This is a genomic window from Streptomyces sp. NPDC041124, from assembly GCF_055592385.1.
This window is the reverse complement of record NZ_JBVIYR010000003.1, coordinates 26,934-45,812: the sequence shown is the minus strand read 5'-3', so window position 1 is coordinate 45,812 and position 18,879 is coordinate 26,934. Positions and strand designations below refer to the sequence as shown.

The following is an 18,879-nucleotide window of genomic DNA, read 5'->3' as shown; positions in this document are numbered from 1 at the left end:
CGAGCGTCGTGACGGTGACCGTGGCGGGCGTTCCTTCGAGCGCCGTGACGACCGGGGCGGCTTCAACCGCGACCGGGACCGTGGCGGCTTCCGCCGCGACGACCGCGGTGACCGCGCCGGCCACCGCGGCAGCGACCGCCCGTTCAACCGCGACCGCCAGGGCGACCGTCCGGGCTTCCGCTCCGGCGCCGCCCACGACCGCCCGTACGGCCGTCGTGACGACCACCGCGGCGGCGGCTCCTTCGGCCGCCGCGAGGACAAGCCGCGCTGGAAGCGCAACGGCTGACGGGTCCTCACCCGAATGACCGGAAGGGCCCCCGCGACACCTGCTCGCGCGGGCCCTTCCGCGTTCCCCGGGGGACACGGAAGGGCCCGCCTCACCGATACCCGATCGGAGACCCGGCCACGTCCCGCTATGCTCGGGGAGGCAACATCGTCAGGGGCCCTTAGCTCAATTGGCAGAGCAGTGGACTTTTAATCCATTGGTTGTGGGTTCGAGTCCCACAGGGCCTACCGACGGCGGGCGGGAGTACGGCTTCCGGCCGCGACGACGAACGCCCCGGCCGGTTCCGATCGGCCGGGGCGTTCGTCGTCCTCGCCGCGGGGTCAGCGCCTGGGGCCCGCGGGGTTGGTCTGTCCCTGCCCCCGCGTCGTCGCGGCGGGCGCGGAGGGGTCCGAGCTCGCGGTGCGGGCGTGTGCCTGCGCGGGGTTCATCGTCGCCCGCGCGGCCTTCGTCGCGCGGACCCGCGTGGCGTCCTCGATCAGATGGGTCATCCCCGAGATGAACTGGCGCCGGTAGGTGTCCTTGAGGCCCGTCAGGTCGCGGGCCGGCGCCTGCCCGCCGCCGAGGCGGGGGCTGCCCTCGGGGCTGGGGGACGGGCTCTGCTTGAAGGGGCGCTGTGCGTCGATCGCGTGGGCGAAGTCGATGAGCCGGGCGTCCACCCTGGTCTCGCCGTTGCTCGTACCGTGCACCGAGAAGACGCTGGCCGCGACGAAGCCCAGGTCCGAGTTCCGTGCGGCGTCCCTGATGGCCGTCATCCTGGTGATCAGCCCGTCCCACACCGCGGGGTCGTCGGAGAACCTGCTGAGGATCTCCGACGACTGCGCTCCGTCCAGGACACGGTTGCCGCTCGCGTCCGAGCCCGCGACGACGCGCCACCCGCGCGCGGTCGAACCGGTGGCCAGGTCGGCGAAGACGAACTTGAAGCTCTTGAACCCGGCCTCCACCACGGACTTGTCCTGCTGCGCCCTGTTCTCCCGGTAGCTCGTGGTCGACCTGCCGATCTTGGTGTCCAGGGTCTTCGGCCCGTCCAGACCGGCCGTGATGTTCTCGATGTAGATGTTCCGGCGGTCGTCCAGTGCGGCGCTGTCCGCGGGGCTCAGCTCGTCACCCAGCGCGGCGCGCACCTGCTCGGCCGTGTACGAGGCCGGAACGACCGGTGTGAAGTGCGGATAGTCTCCGGCGCGCACCCGCCGGTAGAACTCGTTCTCCACGGCGTCGTACGGGGCGGGCTTCTCCAGGATCTGCCGGGCTTCGCCGAGCGGTCTGATCCCGCCGTGCCCGCCCTGGTTGACGTTCGGCTCCGGCGAGGCGGACCGCCGGCCCTCGCGGGCCGCCGCCGCCTCGGCCTCGGCGATGGTCGGGAACGTCTGCTCCTCGTAGGTGACATCGGCCGGTGTGGTCATACGGGTCTCCTGTCGCGTGCTCCGCCGGTACGTCGACAGCACTACGGACGCCCGCGCGGCGCGGGTTCAACGCGCGGGGACCGGCCGGTGCGCGGACCGTGCCGCCGTTCACACCGTGAGGCGGACGGCCTCCAGCCAGGAGTCGTTGGCGAGCGTGCCGCCGAAGAGGAATCCGGGGCGGGCGTCGGCGCAGCTCCGCGCGCCCCAGTCGGCGTCGCGCACCCGCGTGGTCTGGCAGATCCGTCCGCTGCCGACGTTGACGGCGAAGCCCAGCATGTCCGGGGCGCCGCGCTCGGTGCTGCCGACGTAGTTGTTCCGGCCGTCGGCGATGACGGCCGTCCACTTCGGTTTCCACACGCCCTTGCCGTCCTTGGAGCCCGGACGGTGGACGAAGGCGTTCGCGGCGGATCCGCCGGTGCCGTGCACCGCGATGTTGAGGGCCTTGACCGGGCGGTCCTGTCCCGACGTCCCGGCCAGGGTGCCGTCGCACACCGGTTTCTGCCAGCCCTTCCCGGTGACGTAGGCGCGGTAGCAGATGTGCCGGCCCGAGGGGTCGGCCGCGGCGAGGCGTTTCACGGCGTCGGCGGCGGTCTCCTGGGCGGGTTTCGCCGTCACCGTGGCGGTGGCCCGCGGCGGCCTCGCGGTCACGGTGACGGTGCTCTTCGGGCCGGGCTCCGTGGTCTTCCCGCGCTGGGGCGTGGCGCTGGGGCCGGCGGACCCGGTGGGCGGGGGCGGCGGGAGGGTGCGGGAGGACACCGAGACGGTCGGCAGCGGTTCACCGGACGGAGAGGCAGCCGGTGTCTCGTGGCTGGAGCGGGCGTTCTGCCGCCGGTCCTCCGCCTCGTTCGATCCTCCGCTGCCCAGCACGGCCAGCGGAGTGATGACGAGGGCCGCCACGATCAGCGCCACCGGACCGACGACCAGCGGCCGGTTCAGCAGGCGGGGCGGCGCGTACTCGTCGTCCGACTGGCGCGGCCCGTCCCTGCGGCCGGCCTTCCCGACCGGTGCGGGCCGGGGGGCGGAACGGGCGGGCCCCACCGCGGTCGGCCGCCGCCGCGGCGGAGCATCCGCCTCGCCGTCGGGACCGCCGCGACCGCCGGAGTCCGCGGGGCTGGAGATTCCGGGTCCGTCGCCGCCCGGCCGGCCCGTCCGCGCCGGGGGCGGGGGCGGCGGGGCCGGAGTGTCCTGGGCCGGCTGGTCCACGAGCCTGCTGGAACCGTCCGGCGCGACCTCGACCAGGGCCACGTAGTCCGCGGAGGGGTCGGAGATGGACGCCGTGACGGTGGTGTTCCGGCGGCCGGCGTGCGCGTGCAGCGCGTCGAGGATCGCAGCGTCCAGCGGCTCCCCCTCCGCCACCGGTACGGGCTGTCCGTCGATGGAGGCCGATCCGTCCGCGGAGATGACCACCGCGAAGCGCGCCGCCGTCCCGGAGTCCCCCGAGGCCGTCTCCGTACCGTCCTGACCTCCCGGTCCCCCGGGCCGGTCGTGTCCGTCCCCCGGCCTCGGCTCGTCCGTTGCCTCGTCCCGGCTCATGCGTCTGTCCCTTCGTCGGCGAACGGTTTCCGGCGCCGCGCGGCCGCCCGTGGGCCTGCGCCGCGCGGTCCCCGCGTACCGCAACGGGCGCCGGGGCCCGCCGGGTTCAGCGCCGCGCCGTCCGGTCGGGGAGCGGGCCGGAACCGGCCGACGAGAGCGGAGCAGGCCGACAGGACGGTGCGTACGGTACGGAACGGCACGTTCCGCCAAGCCGCCGGCGCCGGTGACGCCGGGTACTAGAGTTCGAGAAGTGAACGCAACTGACAACTCGCTGCGTTTCGTTGTGCTGGGGCCCGTCCGGGCCTGGCGCGGGGAACAGGAGCTGGAACTCGGCTCGCCGCAGCAGCGGGCGGTGCTGGCCGCCCTTCTGTTACGCGGGGGGCGTCCCGCGACCCTGGGCGAGCTCATCGACAGCGTCTGGGGCGAGCGGCCGCCGGCGGCGGCCGTGTCCGTCCTGCGGACCTACGTGTCGCGGCTGCGCAAGGTGCTGGAACCCGGCAGGAACACGGCCGGCGGTCCGCGGGTGGTGGTCTCGGTGGGCGACGGATACCTCCTGCGCGCCCCGGAGGACGCCCTGGACCTGACGGTCGTCCGCCGACAGGTCGCCCGCGCCCGCGCGTCACGCGCCGAGGGCGCTCCGTCCGCCGCCGCCGACCTGCTGCACGCCGCGCTCGACGGATGGCAGGGGACGGCGCTGGCCGGGATCCCCGGCCCGCTGGCGGAGGCGGAGCGCGCCCGCCTGGACGAGGAACGGCTGGCCGTGCTGGAGTTCCGGATCGACAACGACCTCGACCTCGGCCGGCACGCCGAAGTCATCGCGGACCTCATGGCGTTGACCCGCGCGTACCCGATGAAGGAACAGCTGAGCCGGCTGCTCATGCTGGCGCTGTACCGCTCGGGACGGCAGGCCGACGCGCTGGCCGTCTTCCGCACGGCCCGCCGGACCCTGGTGGACCAGCTGGGCATCGAGCCCGGCGCCGCGCTGCGGGAGCTGCACGACCGCATCCTCGCGGCCGACGAGTCCCTGGGGCTCCTGCCGCCCCGGCAGCAGGCCCAGTCCCCGCCCGCCCGGCCTCCCGCCCCGGCCACGCGCCCGGCGCAACTCCCCGCCGACCTGCCGACGTTCGTGGGCAGGCAGACCGAGCTCGACCGCGTCCGCGCCCTCCTCCCCGAGGACGGACGGACACCCGCCACGGTGGTCATCGGCGCGATCGGCGGGATGGGCGGCATCGGCAAGACGACCCTGGCCGTCCACTGGGCCCACGAGATCGCCGGCCGTTTCCCCGACGGACAGCTCTGCGTCAACCTGCGCGGTTTCGACCCGACCGGCACCGTGGTGACGCCGGAGGAGGCGATCCGCGTCTTCCTCGACGCCCTCGGCGTTCCCCCCGCGAACATCCCCGCCGGCCTGGAGGCCCAGGCGGCGCTGTACCGCAGCATGCTGGCCGAGCGGCGCGTGCTGATCCTCCTCGACAACGCCCGCGACGCCGACCAGGTGCGCCCGCTGCTGCCGGGGTCGCCCGGCTCGCTGGTCATCGTCACCAGCCGCAGCCGGCTCACCGGGCTGGTCGTCGGCGAGGGGGCGTTCCCGCTGACCCTGGACCAGCTGACCACCGCCGAGGCGCACGACCTGCTGGCCCGGCGCCTCGGCGCCGACCGGCTGGCCGCGGAACCGGAAGCGGCGGACGAGATCATCACCCGGTGCGCCCGGCTTCCGCTGGCGCTGGCCATCGTCGCCGCCCACGCCGTCGGCCACCCCGGCTTCCCGCTCGCCACCATCGCCGAGGAGGTCCGCGAGAGCCACGGCAGCCTCGACGCCTTCACCGGGGGCGACGACATCACCACCGACGTACGGGCCGTCTTCTCCTGGTCGTACAAGGCGCTCTCCGGCCCGGCCGCGCGCCTGTTCCGTCTCCTGGGCCTGCACTCCGGCCCCGACGTCTCCGGCCCCGCCGTGGCAGCCCTCGCCGGGCTTCGTGCGCAGGAGGCCCGAAACCTCCTCGCCGAGCTCACCCGCGCCCACCTGGTCATCGAGCGCCTGCCCGGCCGCTACACCCTGCACGACCTGCTGCGGGTCTACGCCGGGGAGCGCGTCCGCGCGGAGGATCCGCCCGAGGAGCGGGAACGGGCCGTCGAACGGCTGCTCGCCTGGTACCTGCACTCCGCCGACGCGACCTACCCGCTGATCACCCCGAACCGCGCGCGCGTCCCGCTGCCCGCCCCGCCCCCGTCGTGCCGGCCGCTGGAGTTCACCGGGCACGACCAGGCCCTCGACTGGTGCGAGAGCGAACGCGCCAATCTGGTCAGCGCGGTGCACCAGGCCGCCGCGTGCGGCCGGCCGGACCTCGCCTGGCGCCTGCCGGCCGTCCTGTGGGGCTTCTTCTACCTGCGCAGTCATCTCCACGACTGGCTCGACACCGCGAGCACGGGCCTGGCCGCCGCCCGCGCCGCCGACGACCACGTCGGGGAGGCCCAGGCCCTGTCGGACACCGCTGCCGCGCTGCGCTTCGTGGGCCGGGTCGAGGAGGCCATCGACCACCAGCACAAGGCGCTGGCCCTGTACCGCCGGCTCGGTGACGTGACGGGCAGGTCGAGAGCGGTGGGCAACCTCGGCGACGCCTACCTCCAGGCCGGGCGGCTGGAGGAGTCCGTCGAGTACAGCCGCCGGGCACTGGCCATCGACCGGGTCCTCGGCAGTGCCTGGGGCGAGGGCATCGCCCTGACCAACCTGGGCGACGCCTACCAGCGGCTCGGCCGGTTCCCGGAGGCGATCTCCTGCCTGGAGCAGGCGCTGACCGTCCTGCGCGCGAGCGACAACCGCTGGGTCGAAGGCGTCGCGCTCGACATCCTCGGCACCGTCCACCACCGCCTGCGCCGCCACGACGAAGCGGTCGCGCACTACCACCGGGCGCTGGCCACCCACCGGGTCATCGCCAACCGGTGGGGCGAGGGCCACTCGCTGAGCAACCTCGGCGACGTCCAGCTCGACGCCGGCCGGGAGGAGGAGGCCCGCACCAGCTGGCGGCGGGCCCTGGAGATCTTCGTGGAACTCGGTCACCCGGACGCGGAGAAGGCCCGCGAGCGGCTCGCCCGCCCGCCGGGCCGCGCGCGGCGCGCGGCCGACGACGGGACCGCGTCCGCGCGGAGCGCCTGACATGGATCTCCCCCGATCCCGGATATGGGGCGCCGCCCGGGCCCCGGACGGGCCCGGTGAGCCCTCCCCGCTACAACGGGCGGCCCGCGCGGACGGTTCAACGCTCCGTCAGCCGGCCTCCCGGTACGCCCGTCCGGAGGCGTTCGCCGTGGCACCGTCGTACAGACCGGTCGGGCTGGTCGCGGTGGACAGGGCGAACCAGGCGTACCGCTCCACGAAGTCCAGACCGTGCAGCATCGCCGTCGACGACCTGACGAAGTCGGTCTGCTGCCGCTCGTCCGGGTGGCGGGGAGTCGGCCCCGAGAAGTCCGTCAGCGCGTACTCGGTCAGCCAGACGGGCTTGCCGTAGCGGTCGTGGACGGCCTGGAGGTAGCGGCGCAGCTGCTCGGGGGCGTCGGGTCCGAAGTCGCCGCCGTACCAGTGCAGGGGGATGAAGTCGACCCGCAGGCCCCGCTCGGCCGCGCCCCGCATGAAGCGGTCCAGCCAGCCGCCCTCCACGTCGCCGCCGAACGCGACAGCTGGTGCGCCCAGGCGCAGTCCCGTGGCCTCCAGCCGGGGCCACAGGTCGAGGGCCTGCTCGACCGTCATGTCGGCCTGGCCCGGCAGGTCGGGCTCGTTGAAGCCGAGCAGGTGGGTGCCCTCCTGGGCGGCCCGGCCCAGCTCCGCGTCGGTGACCGAGCCGGGGCCCCAGATCATCGGGACGTACTCGGCGCCTTCCGGTCCGGCGAACGTGCCCTTCGAGGAGGCCCAGTTGTAGTACCAGGACGCCCCGGTGTCGGCGAGCGCCCGGTCCGCGCCGTCGACGGGGTTGAGGGCGACGCCCCGGCGCACCGGGGCGGTCGCGGCCTGGTCGCCCTGGCCTGCCGGCTGGGCGGCGGGTGCGGGGACGGGTGCGGGGGCGGGGGTGCCGCCGCCGTGGAAGGTGACCGTCAGACCGCTGCACCGGGCGCACTGGCGTACGACCTGGTTGCCCGGCTCGGTGTCGTGCTTGGACCAGGCGTACGCGGTGGGGCACTGCCGGCTCATCGCGTCGCTGTAGGGGGTCCTGGCGTCCCGGTTCGGGTTGACGCAGACCAGCCCCCGGCCCGTCGCCGGGTCCTTGACCAGGTTGTCGGCCGGGCAGGCGGACAGCAGGTCCTCGGCACAGCCGACGGCCGCGCACTCGCCGTCGGCGGGCGCTTCGACCCCGTCCGGGGTGATGGTGACGGCCGCCGAGACGGCGTTGACGTAACTGACGTCGTACCAGGGGGCGAGGGCGTCGGCGGGGTCGAAGTTGAACTCCGCCAGACTGACCGGCTGCTCACCGGTGGAACAGTGCCCGGCGTACGGTCCGCAGTCGCCGACGGCGCAGTGGAAGGTGCTGCCCTCCTCTCCGGTGCAGCCCTGGCGGGCGAAGAACGTGCCGCGCCAGTGCCCGGCGCCCTGGTGCTCGGGGACGGTGATGGTGGCGGACCCGCCCGGATCCACCACCGGCAGTCCGGTCAGCGCGGCCGATCCGTCGGCGTTGACGGTGCTGCCGACCCAGATCCGGCTGTCCGTGCGGTTCACGAAGGTGACGGTGTGGTCGGCGGTGCCGGCGACGTTCCCGCCGTCGATGTCCGTGCCGGCGGACCGCTGTGCCTGGACCGCGACGACGGTGCCCGTCACACCGGCGATCACCAGTAACAGGGCCAGCAGGAGTGAAGTGCGTCTGCGCATGAGATGTGGCTCTCCCTCTTCTCGCACGGGTCCGGCGAACGGGGCGCCGGCGGCGGTGATCCGCGCAGGCACGACGGATGCGCGCGCCGGACGGTTCACCGCGGCGCCGGGGCGGACGCCCGGCCGTTGAACCGCTCGCGGGGGCCGGCCCGTCGTGCGGTGTGCCGAGAGGAAGGGCGACCATGGCAGACGCCACCCCCGCTCCCCGCCGACCGAACCGGCTGACCAGTCAGGGCCCGGAGGCCGGGCTGGCCCGGGAGCTGATCAGGACCGAGTACCGCCGGAGGAACGAGCGCCGACGGCGCGCGCGGGGGACGGACTTCGCGGCCCGCGCCTGGACGGCGCTGCGGGACGCGTGGCGTGATCTCATCGGCCGCTCGCGGAACGCGCCGCCGCCGTCGTACGGAGCGGACACCGGGCTGCCGCCCGACGGCGCGGCACCGGAGGCGCGGCCGGTGCCGGGCCCGCCAGGACCGGGGGCCGGTCCGCCCGCCGGTCCCCCGCTCTCCGCGGGGGAGGGCCGGGACCGCGCCCTGGAGGGCATCGTCGAGCGGATCGACCGGCTGCCTCCCGACCGGCGGGAGGCCTTCGAGGACGCGGTCCTGCACCTGCTCAGGACCGACAGGAAGTGGCGGAAGGCGTACGACGAGGACCCGGCGGGCATGCCGTGGGCGGCACGCTGCGCGAACAACGCGTACGAGAGGGAGGCGCTGCGGGAGGGGCCGGCCCTCGATGCTGCCGGCCCGGCGCGGCGGGAGGCGCCCTCACTCGGCTCCCTCGCCCCGGACGCGGGCCCGCCGCTGCCGGACGGCGACGCGCTGTGGGCCGCCGCGGAGGCCATGGACCGGGCCGGGGAACGGATCAGGGCCGCCGACGCCGTGCAGTTCGCGGCCCTCCGGGAACGCTTCTCCCGTCCGGCGGCCGCCGCACGGGAAGCGGTACCGGACCCGCCGTCGCCCAGCGCCGTCCTCCGTGGTCCGGGCGGGCACGAGGCGGTGTACGACGGTCAGGCCTTCACCTCCATCGATCAGGCGTCACGCGGTGCCTCGGCGGCCGGGCCACCGCCGAGTCCGCTGAGCCCGCCACCGAGTCCGCTGAGCCCGCCACCGAGTCCGCTGAGCCCGCCGGGCGGGGCGGTCGAAGCGGTGAGTCCGCCGTCGAGCCCGGTGACCTCCCCGGCCGGGCCGGTGAGCCCCCTGTCCAGCCCGGTGCCTCCCCCTGCCCGGCCGGTGAGCCCGGCGCACCCGCGCGCCGAGTCCGCCGCACCCTCCCTGCTCGGCCCCGAGGGGCTCCGCGCCGCGCGCCTCCCGGCCACGTCCACCACCTCGTCCCCGGACACGCGGCACACGGGCTCCCGGCCCTCGCCCGCCGCCGTGCAGCCCGCCGCCGCCCCGGTGAGGAACCGGCTCAGGTGACCGCGCCGGGCCCGCCGCGAGCGCCCCGCGGGGCGGGCCCGCTGAACCGCGGCGGGCGCCGACCCCGTTGTGAGGCCGACAGCCTCACCCAGTGGACGGAGAGTTCGTCATGACAACCCCTCCGCAGGACGTCGAGCGGGGCCCCTCCCGCTCGCCCTCCCCGCCTCCCGACGACTTCGCCTCGGAGCAGTGGTACAGCCCCCTGACCAGGGCCTACCACTACATCGCCGGCTCCCAGCTGATGACCTACGCCGGCGACGCGGCCGGGTGGGTGGCGGAGAACCGCGGCCAGATCGTCTCCGCGGCCGTCGACGGGCTGGCGCCGGCCTCCGTCGCGCTGCAGAGCATCGGAACCGGGCTGAACGACTCGGCGCAGGGCGCCCGGTCGAGCTACAACTGGGGCGTCGTGCTCAGTGGTGCCGACGGGCTGCGGACCGTCCTCATCCAGGGCTCCAGGGCGTTCCGGCCCCACCCGAGCGACCCGCCCGACGTGCTGGCGGGCGTCCTCGGCGCGGCCCGGGCTGCCGGCGCCGCCGCCTACGGGCTGGCGCCGACGCCCGAGGGACGTGCCGTGGGCGCCGCGGTCCAGTCGCTCGGCATGGCGGGCGACTACGCCCTGAACCGGTACCGGGCGTCGCAGCAGCCATCGCATCGGGCCTCGTCCGTGCCCGAGGTGGCCCCGCAGCTGCCGGCCCAGCAGTTCCCCAGCACGCTGTCGGTCAACCAGATGTGGAACGCGGCCAGCGGCGCCGGGGGCGACCAGCAGTCCCCGGCTCCGACCCCGCAGAACCCGACGACCCAGACACCCACCCACGCGAGCGAGTCCTCCCGGGGCGGGGGGCGCGGCCGGAGACAGGAGTCGTCCGCCACCACGACCGGTACGTCCAGCCGTACCCACAAGCCGGACTCGAACAAGCCGGCAAGACGGGGAAGGAAGGGCTGACGCCCGCCCCGCCGCCGTCCGCGTGGTGCGCCGGTGCTTCCCGCCCGGCGCACCACGCGCGCGTCCCCACGGATCGAAACGGACCGGAGGAACACCCATGCACAGCCGACCACGGGAGCGGGCATGACCGCCGACACCGTGTCCGCCGGGGAGCGGGACGACGCGTCGCACGAGGCGACCGCGCCCCCCGCCCCCCTGTTCATCCTCTACATGGAGGGAGCCGAGTACACCGAGACGCTGCGCCGGCTGACCCTGTGGACCCATCACGTGCTGCTGCCGGTCTACGGCAGGGAGGTCACGTCCACGGCCCCCTGGTGCGGCCGCTGGTGGGAACACGGGGAGGCGGTCGCCCAGTTGCACGGGCTGTGGCTGGCGTGGCAGGAGCTGACCGGGCCGGACGCCGGGGCGTGCGGGCCCGCCAACTGGCACCGCGACTACCTGCTCCCGGTGCTGGGCTCGCTCCGGGACCCCTCGGGGCCCTTCTCCGGCTGCAAGCCCGGCGGCCACCGGCCGAAGGAGGCGCCCACCGTCGAGGCCCTCGACCCGTTCGGCCCGCCCCCGCCGCCGGCCCCCGGACACTGAAACCCGGGCCCCAGGCCCCGGGTCACGCGTCGGGCCCGGGTCACGCGTCGGGCCGCACCACGCCCAGGATCTCCATCGACCCCGCCGGCGCGACCGTCACCGAGCGGCCGGGACGGGGGGCGTGGACCATGTCGCCGTCGCCCGCGTAGATGCCGACGTGACTGGCGTCCGGGAAGTAGATGATCAGATCGCCGGGGCGCATGTCTGCCACGGGGACGCGGTCCAGCCGGCGCCACTGCTCCTGGGAGGTGCGCGGGACGACGGTGCCCGCGGCCAGCCAGGCCTGGGAGGTGAGGCCGGAACAGTCGAAGGAGCCGGGGCCCTCCGCGCCCCACACGTAGGGCTTGCCGATCTGCCGGGTGGCGTAGGCGAGGGCCTTGCGGCCGGCGGCCGTCGCCTCGGTGCCGACCCGGTCGAGAATGCCCGTGTCCACCCACTCCGCCTGCGCCTCGGCGGACTCCTCGCGCTCCAGCTCCGCCAGTTCCCGGCGCTGCTCCTCCGCGAGCCGGGACTCCAGCCGCTCGGCGGTGGAGATGCGCTTCTCGATCCGCTCGCGCTGGGTGTCCATGGCCCGTTGGTTCTTCCGCAGGTCCTCCAGCGACGCGACCGCCCCGTCCCGCTGCCCGCCCAGCTCCTCGCGGGTGCGGGCCAGGGTGGTGAGCAGGATCCGGGTGGAGCGGTGCGCCTGCCGGGTCCGGGCGGCGTCGTCCAGGGCGCGATCGGGCCGGCCGGCGAAGACGAACTGCACCTCGGCGGGCAGTTCGCCACCCCCGCGGTACTGGGCACGGGCGGCCGCCCCGGCGCGCTCGGTCAGCCCGGCGAGCCGCGCCTCGGTCGTCGCCACCCGGCCGTCGAGGGCGCGGACACGTTTCCGCTGGAGCGTCACCTTCTCCTCGGCGGCGTTGTACCGGTCCGTGGCGACGGCTGCCTCGCGGTACAGGCGCTGGAGTTCGGCGCGCACGTCGGCGAGGGTCCCCGGCACCGGTTCCGGGTCGGCACGGGCGGGGGACTGGGCCGTGAGCGTCAGCGCGCAGACCAGCGTGACGGCCGCCGCCGTCCGGATCCGGTGCGGGTTCGGTGCGGTTCTCATCCGGGCCGCGGCTCCTTTCACGGGTGGGGACCAGGGCACCGGTACAACGGGGCCGCCGGGCGCGCCGGTTCAACCCGGACCCCTGAACCGCGGTGGCCCGCGGCCCGTTGTGCGTGCCGAGGACACGGGAGAGGAAAGGGCGGAAGGGGCGGTATGGACGCGGAACTGCTGCTGCCGGCGCTGTGCACGGGCTTCGGCCTCGGCGCCCTGGCGGCCGCGCTCCGGGCACTGACGGCGGCGGCCCGCCTGTGGGCGCGCGGTGAACGGGTGCCGGGGGTGGTGATCCCCCGCACGGCCTACGACCGCCGGCCCGGCGGGCTCGTGTCGTACACCGACCGTCTCGGCCGGGCCTTCGTCCTCGATCCGGGCCGGCACGGGCCGCTCCACGGGCTGCCCGGGATCGGCGCGACGGTCCCCGTGGTGCACGCCAGGGGCCGCCCCGACCAGGCCCGGCTGTGGTCGGTGCGCGCCCTGCTGGCGCCCTCGTTCGGCTGGTTCCTGACCTCCGCGCTGGCCTGCGGCACCGCCCTCGCGGTGCTGCCGTGAGCCCACCGGGCGGGGAGCCGCGGCGGCTCGTCGAGCTGGACGTCCTGCGCGGTTTCGCCCTGTCGGGCATCCTGCTGGTCAACGCCCTGCTGACGGCGGGCCCCGACGTGGTGCACGGGGGCGGCCCCGGGGCCCCGGCGGTCGACCGGGTCGCCGCCTGGGTGGTCACCGCGCTGGTCACCACCAAGTTCTACCTGCTGTTCTCCTTCCTCTTCGGCTGCTCCTTCGTGTTCCAGGAGCGGTCGGCCCGGCGGGCCGGCGCCGCGTTCGCGCCACGCCATCTGCGCCGCACCGCCGCCCTGTTCGCGCTCGGTGTGCTGCACGCCGTCCTGCTCTTCCCGGGCGACATCCTCACCACGTACGCGGTGCTGGGGCTGGTGCTGTACGGGCTGCGCGGGCTCCGTCCGCGGGCCGCGCTGCGGCTGGCGGCCGTCCTGCTGGCGGCGGTGGCGGCCGTCCTCCTCGCCTACGGGCTGCTGACCGCGGCCCTCACCGCTGCGGCCGCCCCCGTCCCGGACACCCCGGATACCGCCGCCTACCGGGGCGGTGCCGCCTCGGTCGTCGCCGCCCACCTAGGCGACCTGCCGGCGGCGCTCGCCGCGAACCTGCTGTACGCGCCCGACATGCTGGCCGCCTTCCTGGCGGGCCTGGCGGCGGCCCGCTCCGGTCTCGTCGAGCGGCGCGGGAGGGACAGGGCGTGGCTGCGCGGGGCCGTCCACCGCCTGCTGCCGGTCGGTCTGGCCGGTGGCGTGGTCGCCGCGTGCTGCGCGAACGGGCCGCTGGACGGACGGTGGTTCCTGGCCGGCCGGGCGGTGGCGGTGCTGACCGCGCCGGCGTTGACCGCGGCGTACGCGTGCGGGCTGCTCCTGCTGCTCGACCTCCGGGGCCCGGCGGCGCGGGTGCTCGCGTCCGCCGGGCGCATGGCGCTCAGCCATTACCTCGCCCAGTCGCTGGTCCTCGCCTGCGTGTTCACCGGGTACGGCCTCGCGCTGTACGGCCGGCCGGGCACGGCGGCCGTCCTCGCCGGCTGCGTCCCCCTGTACGGCGCGCAGCTCGCGCTCGGCGCGCTCTGGGCGGGGCGGGCCCGGTACGGTCCGGCCGAACTGCTGCTGCGGACGCTCACACTGGGCCGGCGTCCCGGGCGGGACGGTTCCACTTCTCCAGGGCCACGGCGGGCGCGGCCGGCAGCCGGGCCGCGGCCCGCTCCGTGATCGCCGCCGTCTCCGCCTTGGCCGCCGCCGAGACGGCACCGGCACCGGGCTCCTTGTACCAGGGGCGCAGCCGGATCAGGGCGGGGCGCACCCCGGTGGCCAGGAGCAGGGCGGTGCCCTTGGGCAGGGCCCGGATCCGGTCCGGGGGCAGCACGGCCTCCTGCCGGTAGGAGTACGAGCGCGAGGTGCCCTCCTTGCCGCGGTTGACCGTGGGGGTGCGCACGTCGTGCTGGCCGACCAGCGTGGAGATCTTCTGGACGAAGTCCGCGTCGTCCAGGCCGGCCCCGAGGAGCTTGACGGTCGCCGCGCTCCACAGGGCGTCCATGCCCACCTCGCCCCACACCCGGGCGCCCTGCCGGTAGCTCTGGAGCAGGGTGACGACGTTGATGCCGCGCGAGCCGAAGTGGGAGTAGAGGTCGGGCAGGTCGGCGATGCGGCACACGTTGGCGGCCTCGTCGAGGACCGCGGTCAGCGGTGGGTCGAGCCGCCCGCCCATGCGCTCGGCGGCGACCACGCCCGCCCGCATCGTCGCGTCCGCGATGCCCGCGATGACGCCCGCCGCGGAACCGCCGCCGTCCTTGGAGAGCAGGTAGAGCGTGTCCTTGCCGAGGACGTGCCGGTCGGGGCGGAACTCGGGCAGCGCCGGGTCGGGGGTGACCCAGGCGAGGATCTCCGGGTCCAGCAGGCAGGAGACGGTCTGCCGCGCCGTTTCGTAGATGCCGTCCCTGGTCTCCACCGCGCCGCGCACGGTGCCCTGGAGCTGCTCCGCCATCGCGATGAGCCGCGCCTCCCGGAGCAGGTCGACCGGGGTGCGGTCGGCGGGGTCGGCGAGCCAGCCGAGCAGGTCGCGGACCGAGGCCCCGCCGCGGGCGGCGGCCAGGAACAGCGCGGTGAGGGTGTTCTGGGCGGCCGAGATCCAGAAGTCCTTCTTCGCGCTGTCGTCGTTGACGGAGGCGACGAAGTGGCCGGCCAGGCGGCGGGCGCCCTCGATGGTGTGGCACTCGCCCAGCAGGTTCCACCACATGGCGCGCGGGGTGTGGGCGATGCCCTGCGGGTCGAACGTCCAGACCCGGCCGGCCTGCTCCCGGGCGGCGCGGGTGACGGCGTACACGTCGGACTTGTTGGAGGTGAGCAGTACCGCGCCCTGGGCGCGCAGCACCCGGGGGACGGCGATGCCGGTGGACTTGCCGGCCCGGGGCGCCATCAGGTCGAGCTCGACGTCCTCGTAACTGCTGCGCAGCTCCGGCCCGTTCGGAGCGAGGTCGCCGAGCAGGTTGCCGGTCTCGTCCGGGTGAAGCCGCTCGCGGCCCGCCAGGCTGGGCCGCAGTTCGCGGGCGCGGGCGGTGATGCCCTTGGGGCACATCGCGGCGAGCTCCCGGCGCCCCGCCAGCCCGTTGGGCCGCGCGGAGCGGCTCACAAGGAGGCGTACGGTGACGGCGACGGGCACCAGGAGGAGCGTCAGCAGCGCGAGCATGCCGCCGTATACGGCACCGGCCGGGGCGCCGGGCCACAGGGTGCCGGGGCCCTCGCCGGCCAGGGTGGCCGCGGTGGACAGGGCGAACGGCGGGGCCTGCCAGCCGTGCCCGGTGACACCGGCGCCGAGGGTGCCGCCGGTCCAGGCGACGGTGAACAGCCCCAGGCCGCCCGCGGCCAGCGCGACCACGGCCCACGGCAGTTGCTCGTGCAGTTCGCCGGAGCGGGGGCCGCTCACGCCGGCCACCCCCCGGGGCCCGCCTGCCCGGCGGCCCGCGCGACGTCCCGGGCGGCCCGCGCCGCCGCCTGCTCGACGGCCTCCTCGTCGGTCGCCCACCGGGTGTTGGTGTTGTGCAGCCGGCGCTCGGCGTCGGTGATGGCGACCTTGATGGGGATGCCGGGCCGTCCGCCGACCTTGATGAGGAAGCGGCCCCGGCCGGGCGGCTCCTCGTTCTCGCCGGTCATCCCCCAGCCGGGCGGCGACGACCAGGACGAGACGAGTTCGATCTCGCGCCGGGACAGGCCCACCACCTTGCCGAGTTCCTCCATCTCGGTCCTGGGCAGCCCCGCGCACACCACCATCCCGGCCCGTTCGACGAAGCCGCGCGCCTTGGCCCGGTCGGCGTCGGTGCCGAGCGCCTCGGCGTCCTTGAGGGTGTGGGTGATCTTCGCGTCGCCCAGGCCGAGGGAGCGGTTGAGGCGGGTGAGCGCGTCGATGCGGTCGACGATGCCGGAGGCGGCGCGCAGCGGACGCCACAGCTCGTCCAGCACGGTGAAGAACCAGCGCCGCGGGGCGAGTCCGGCGTCCGCGAGGGCGTGCGAGGCGGCCACCGTCCCCAGCCCGTCGGACCAGGCGGCGAGCATCGCGGCGGCGGTCAGCTGGGTGTCGGCCTCGCCGATGCCGGAGATGTCGATGCACACCGCGGGCGCGTTCGGGTCGATGCGGGTGGACGTCTCGGAGGTGAAGGTGTCGCCGAGGGGCCCGTCGAGGATGCCGAGCAGCGAGCGGTGCAGCGGGTCGACGGCGTCGCGGTAACGGGTCTCGTTGCCGCGGTCCAGGGTGACCGCGCGCACCCGGTCGGGCCCCTCCGTCAGCACCCGCAGCAGGTCGGGCAGGAGGGGGGCGCGGCCGGGCGCGGTGCGCTCGCGCAGGTGGTGCAGCACGGCGGAGAGCACGGACTGCTCGTGGTCGTCCATCGGACGCCCCCGCACGATGGTGATCAGCGCGGCCACCATGTTCAGTACCCGGCCGTGCGTCTCGGCCTTCAGCACCTCGCCCGCCTCGCCGCCGATCCGCACCGCCGCCTCGCCCATGGCGCCCGGGTCGAGGACGTTGATGCCGCCCCGGCCGCGGCCGATGGAGATCACCTGTCCGCCCAGCGCGCGCACGGTGTCGGCGTAGTCCGGCTTCAGGTCACCGAGCACCAGCGGGACCACGCCGGTCGCGGCGAGCCCGATCAGCATCCGGTTGACCAGGGTGGACTTGCCCAGGCCGGGCATGCCGAGCATGAACAGGGACGGGTTGGAGATGTAGCGGGCCCGGGTGAACCAGTTCAGCGGGTCGCCGCAGACCGTGGCGCCGGTGAACAGGTGCTGCCCCAGCGGTACGCCCGTCATCGGCGACCCGGAACCGGCCGCGAACGGCCACATGCCGCACGCCTGCACGGTGGTCGCCCGCCACATGGTGGGCGGGTCCAGGTAGCCGACGCGTCCGCCGCCGGCGCCGTGCCAGCCGCGCGGGGGGACGTAGAGCTCCCTGGGGCGGGGTGCGGACGTGTCCGCGCTCCTGGGGGACCGGGCGGGCCCGGCCGGCCGGCCGGGCGGGTGAGGGGTGGGGGAACCGCCGGGCTCACCGGCGCCGCCGTGGCGCCCCCGCCCCCGGCTCCCGCCGCCCGGACCGGGCCCGTCGCCGCCGTCGCCGCCGTCCTCACCGGACCGCCGGGCCGTGAGGGCCGCGCGCGCCCGCTGCTCGGCCAGCCGGTCCTCGCGTTCGGCTCTCTTCTCCTCGCGCCGGCTCACAGCGCCTCCTGCAGTTCGTGCGGGACCAGGGTCTGCTCCCACGGGAGGATCCCGGCGGGCAGGGTGCAGGTGAAGGCGGCCGCCTGCATCCGGTCGGCGGGCCGCATCAGCACCCGGGAGGCGGCGGTCAGGTTGCGGACGGTGACGTCGGCGTCGGCGAGCTGGTCGGTGTCGTCGACGGTGACCGTCAGCATCAGGGAGAACTCCACGAGCCCGGCGCCCGACGCCTCCTCGGCCGCGGTCTGCTCCGCCGCCCGCACCTCGGAGGCCGCGCGGGCCTGCACCGTGCCCCGGCCGGAGGTGGCCATGAACTGGGCGGCGCGGCGGTCGGCCTCGACGATCCGGGCCGAGGTGGCCGGGTCGATGGGCCGGTAGATCAGCGCGACCCGCTTGCGGCGGGTGGCGGTGTCCGCCTCCAGCATGGACCGCAGGACCGAGGACCGTACCGTGCCGCGGGGTGCCAGCGTCATCAGCCAGGTGCGGGAGACCCCCGAGTCGTGCTGGTAGCTGTTGACGGTCTCGACGGCGGCGGCCGGACCGGCGTCCTCCCACTCCAGGCCCGTCCCGCCGTGCCGGGCGCGGGCGTCGAGGACGTCGGCGGCGACGGCGGGGTCGTAGGCGACGCGGACCACCTCGGCGATCCGCTCCGCCGACAGCGGGTACGCCGCCCCGCCGCCCGCCGAGACCAGGCCGCTGAGCAGCCCCGGGATGCGGATGGCCAGGTCGGAGATCACGTCCTCCTTCGGGCGCCGCTTGCCCGCGGGGACGCCGTAGGTGAGCGTGACGTAGGTGTGCATCTCGGAGGAGGCGGTCGGATAGCGCTCGACGACCTCCTCCATCACGGCGCGGGCCGCGGGCGGGGCGTCGGCGTGGATGCGGGGCAGCACCTCGTGGGCGAGCCGGGTCCCCGGGTCGGGGGCGGTCTCCACGATCACCGACGCGCCCCGCAGGCCCGGCTCGTGCGCCAGCCGGGACAGCCACTCGCCCCACAGCGCGACCCAGACGTCGACCTGGTCGGGGTCGATCAGGGCGCCGCCGTCCGGTTCGCAGCCCAGCACCACGGTGTACAGGTTGCGGCCCGGGTGGTGCAGCACGCCGAAGGGACGGTCGTAGGCGTCCCGGCCCTCGCTCGCCGTGACCTTGTTGAGCAGCCCGGGCGGGCGGAACCGGCCGCCGGGACGGGGCGACAGCGGGCCCGACACGTACAGGTGGGCGCCCCTGGCCCGGCGGCGCCGCCAGCCGATGCGCAGCGCCATCAGCTGGTAGACGTTGCGCCCGTCCTGGGTGCGGACGGCCAGCGGCAGCAGGAACACGGCGACGGGGAGGAACACGACCAGCGCCGCGTAGAGCGAGATCAGCGAGGCGAGCAGGGTGAGGACGAGCCCGCCGAAGACACCGAAGGTGCCGACGAGGCCGAGCGGTCCGAGCCCCGGCCGCCGGGGGCGGCGCCAGTTGCCGTAGGTCGGACGGGTGGCGGCTTCCGTGGACATGAGGGTCCGGTTTCCCTTCGTGAGGCGTGGGGTGGGGGT

General features: G+C 75.6%; 13 protein-coding genes, 1 tRNA gene and 1 pseudogene. 8 read left to right on the top strand and 7 right to left on the bottom strand.

Annotated features, from left to right (window positions below):
* Positions 1 to 286 (top strand): annotated as a pseudogene (locus ACZ6A9_RS08375) (DEAD/DEAH box helicase); the annotation flags it as partial.
* Between the two features lie 154 nt (positions 287 to 440).
* Positions 441 to 513: transfer RNA gene (locus ACZ6A9_RS08370), tRNA-Lys, on the top strand.
* A gap of 93 nt (positions 514 to 606) precedes the next feature.
* On the opposite strand, the gene ACZ6A9_RS08365 is transcribed toward ACZ6A9_RS08370, so the two are convergent.
* Complete coding sequence (locus tag ACZ6A9_RS08365; RefSeq protein WP_468980845.1) at positions 607 to 1,686, bottom strand: inositol polyphosphate kinase family protein; 1,080 nt, start codon at positions 1,684 to 1,686, stop codon at positions 607 to 609.
* Positions 1,687 to 1,794: 108 nt separating this feature from the next.
* Positions 1,795 to 3,219 carry a hypothetical protein gene (locus tag ACZ6A9_RS08360; protein ID WP_468980843.1) on the bottom strand — a complete coding sequence of 475 codons (1,425 nt, stop codon included), beginning with the start codon at positions 3,217 to 3,219 and terminating at the stop codon, positions 1,795 to 1,797.
* 250 nt (positions 3,220 to 3,469) lie between these two features.
* On the opposite strand from ACZ6A9_RS08360, the gene ACZ6A9_RS08355 reads away from it, so the two are divergent.
* Positions 3,470 to 6,373 (top strand): AfsR/SARP family transcriptional regulator, encoded by a 2,904-nt coding sequence (locus ACZ6A9_RS08355; protein ID WP_468980841.1) that lies wholly within the window; start codon positions 3,470 to 3,472, stop codon positions 6,371 to 6,373.
* A 108-nt stretch (positions 6,374 to 6,481) separates the two neighbouring features.
* Here the strand turns inward: ACZ6A9_RS08355 and ACZ6A9_RS08350 are convergent, their stop codons facing one another.
* A complete protein-coding gene (locus ACZ6A9_RS08350; protein WP_468980839.1) occupies positions 6,482 to 8,071 on the bottom strand; it encodes a glycosyl hydrolase in 1,590 nt (529 codons plus the stop codon).
* A gap of 182 nt (positions 8,072 to 8,253) precedes the next feature.
* Between ACZ6A9_RS08350 and ACZ6A9_RS08345 the strand changes: the two genes are divergently transcribed.
* From ACZ6A9_RS08345 to ACZ6A9_RS08335, 3 genes are all read left to right on the top strand, one after another.
* The gene (locus ACZ6A9_RS08345; RefSeq protein ID WP_468980837.1) at positions 8,254 to 9,486 is read left to right on the top strand and encodes a hypothetical protein; all 1,233 of its coding nucleotides are present in this window, start codon (positions 8,254 to 8,256) and stop codon (positions 9,484 to 9,486) included.
* 109 nt (positions 9,487 to 9,595) lie between these two features.
* Positions 9,596 to 10,429, top strand: a complete 834-nt coding sequence (locus tag ACZ6A9_RS08340; RefSeq protein WP_468980834.1) for a hypothetical protein — start codon at positions 9,596 to 9,598, stop codon at positions 10,427 to 10,429.
* A gap of 123 nt (positions 10,430 to 10,552) precedes the next feature.
* The gene (locus tag ACZ6A9_RS08335; protein ID WP_468980832.1) at positions 10,553 to 11,011 is read left to right on the top strand and encodes a DUF4913 domain-containing protein; all 459 of its coding nucleotides are present in this window, start codon (positions 10,553 to 10,555) and stop codon (positions 11,009 to 11,011) included.
* A 40-nt stretch (positions 11,012 to 11,051) separates the two neighbouring features.
* Here ACZ6A9_RS08335 and ACZ6A9_RS08330 read toward each other — a convergent pair whose 3' ends face one another.
* Positions 11,052 to 12,101: a C40 family peptidase gene (locus ACZ6A9_RS08330; RefSeq protein ID WP_468980830.1), complete on the bottom strand. Its 1,050-nt coding sequence runs from the start codon at positions 12,099 to 12,101 to the stop codon at positions 11,052 to 11,054.
* 153 nt (positions 12,102 to 12,254) lie between these two features.
* Here ACZ6A9_RS08330 and ACZ6A9_RS08325 point away from each other — a divergent pair, with 153 nt between their 5' ends.
* Together ACZ6A9_RS08325 and ACZ6A9_RS08320 are read left to right on the top strand one after the other, a co-directional pair.
* Positions 12,255 to 12,647 carry a hypothetical protein gene (locus tag ACZ6A9_RS08325; RefSeq protein ID WP_468980827.1) on the top strand — a complete coding sequence of 131 codons (393 nt, stop codon included), beginning with the start codon at positions 12,255 to 12,257 and terminating at the stop codon, positions 12,645 to 12,647.
* Positions 12,644 to 13,858 carry a DUF418 domain-containing protein gene (locus ACZ6A9_RS08320; RefSeq protein ID WP_468980823.1) on the top strand — a complete coding sequence of 405 codons (1,215 nt, stop codon included), beginning with the start codon at positions 12,644 to 12,646 and terminating at the stop codon, positions 13,856 to 13,858. Before ACZ6A9_RS08325 ends, ACZ6A9_RS08320 begins: the two co-directional genes overlap by 4 nt.
* Here ACZ6A9_RS08320 and ACZ6A9_RS08315 read toward each other — a convergent pair.
* The 3 genes from ACZ6A9_RS08315 to ACZ6A9_RS08305 are packed head-to-tail and all read right to left on the bottom strand — an operon-like array spanning position 13,767 to position 18,840.
* Positions 13,767 to 15,578 carry a type IV secretory system conjugative DNA transfer family protein gene (locus ACZ6A9_RS08315; protein WP_468980820.1) on the bottom strand — a complete coding sequence of 604 codons (1,812 nt, stop codon included), beginning with the start codon at positions 15,576 to 15,578 and terminating at the stop codon, positions 13,767 to 13,769. The genes ACZ6A9_RS08320 and ACZ6A9_RS08315 overlap by 92 nt on opposite strands.
* Positions 15,566 to 17,350, bottom strand: a complete 1,785-nt coding sequence (locus ACZ6A9_RS08310; protein ID WP_468980818.1) for an ATP/GTP-binding protein — start codon at positions 17,348 to 17,350, stop codon at positions 15,566 to 15,568. The genes ACZ6A9_RS08315 and ACZ6A9_RS08310 overlap by 13 nt, the downstream gene beginning before the upstream one ends.
* Positions 17,347 to 18,840 carry an SCO6880 family protein gene (locus ACZ6A9_RS08305; RefSeq protein ID WP_468980816.1) on the bottom strand — a complete coding sequence of 498 codons (1,494 nt, stop codon included), beginning with the start codon at positions 18,838 to 18,840 and terminating at the stop codon, positions 17,347 to 17,349. Before ACZ6A9_RS08305 ends, ACZ6A9_RS08310 begins: the two co-directional genes overlap by 4 nt.
* Positions 18,841 to 18,879: the final 39 nt, after the last annotated feature.

Bases quoted from the DNA above. Each gene is read 5' to 3' on its own strand.
- ACZ6A9_RS08365 (WP_468980845.1), bottom strand. From the start codon at position 1,686: ATGACCACACCGGCCGATGTCACCTACGAGGAGCAGACGTTCCCGACC.
- ACZ6A9_RS08360 (WP_468980843.1), bottom strand. From the start codon at position 3,219: ATGAGCCGGGACGAGGCAACGGACGAGCCGAGGCCGGGGGACGGACAC.
- ACZ6A9_RS08350 (WP_468980839.1), bottom strand. From the start codon at position 8,071: ATGCGCAGACGCACTTCACTCCTGCTGGCCCTGTTACTGGTGATCGCC.
- ACZ6A9_RS08345 (WP_468980837.1), top strand. From the start codon at position 8,254: ATGGCAGACGCCACCCCCGCTCCCCGCCGACCGAACCGGCTGACCAGT.
- ACZ6A9_RS08340 (WP_468980834.1), top strand. From the start codon at position 9,596: ATGACAACCCCTCCGCAGGACGTCGAGCGGGGCCCCTCCCGCTCGCCC.
- ACZ6A9_RS08335 (WP_468980832.1), top strand. From the start codon at position 10,553: ATGACCGCCGACACCGTGTCCGCCGGGGAGCGGGACGACGCGTCGCAC.
- ACZ6A9_RS08330 (WP_468980830.1), bottom strand. From the start codon at position 12,101: ATGAGAACCGCACCGAACCCGCACCGGATCCGGACGGCGGCGGCCGTC.
- ACZ6A9_RS08325 (WP_468980827.1), top strand. From the start codon at position 12,255: ATGGACGCGGAACTGCTGCTGCCGGCGCTGTGCACGGGCTTCGGCCTC.
- ACZ6A9_RS08305 (WP_468980816.1), bottom strand. From the start codon at position 18,840: ATGTCCACGGAAGCCGCCACCCGTCCGACCTACGGCAACTGGCGCCGC.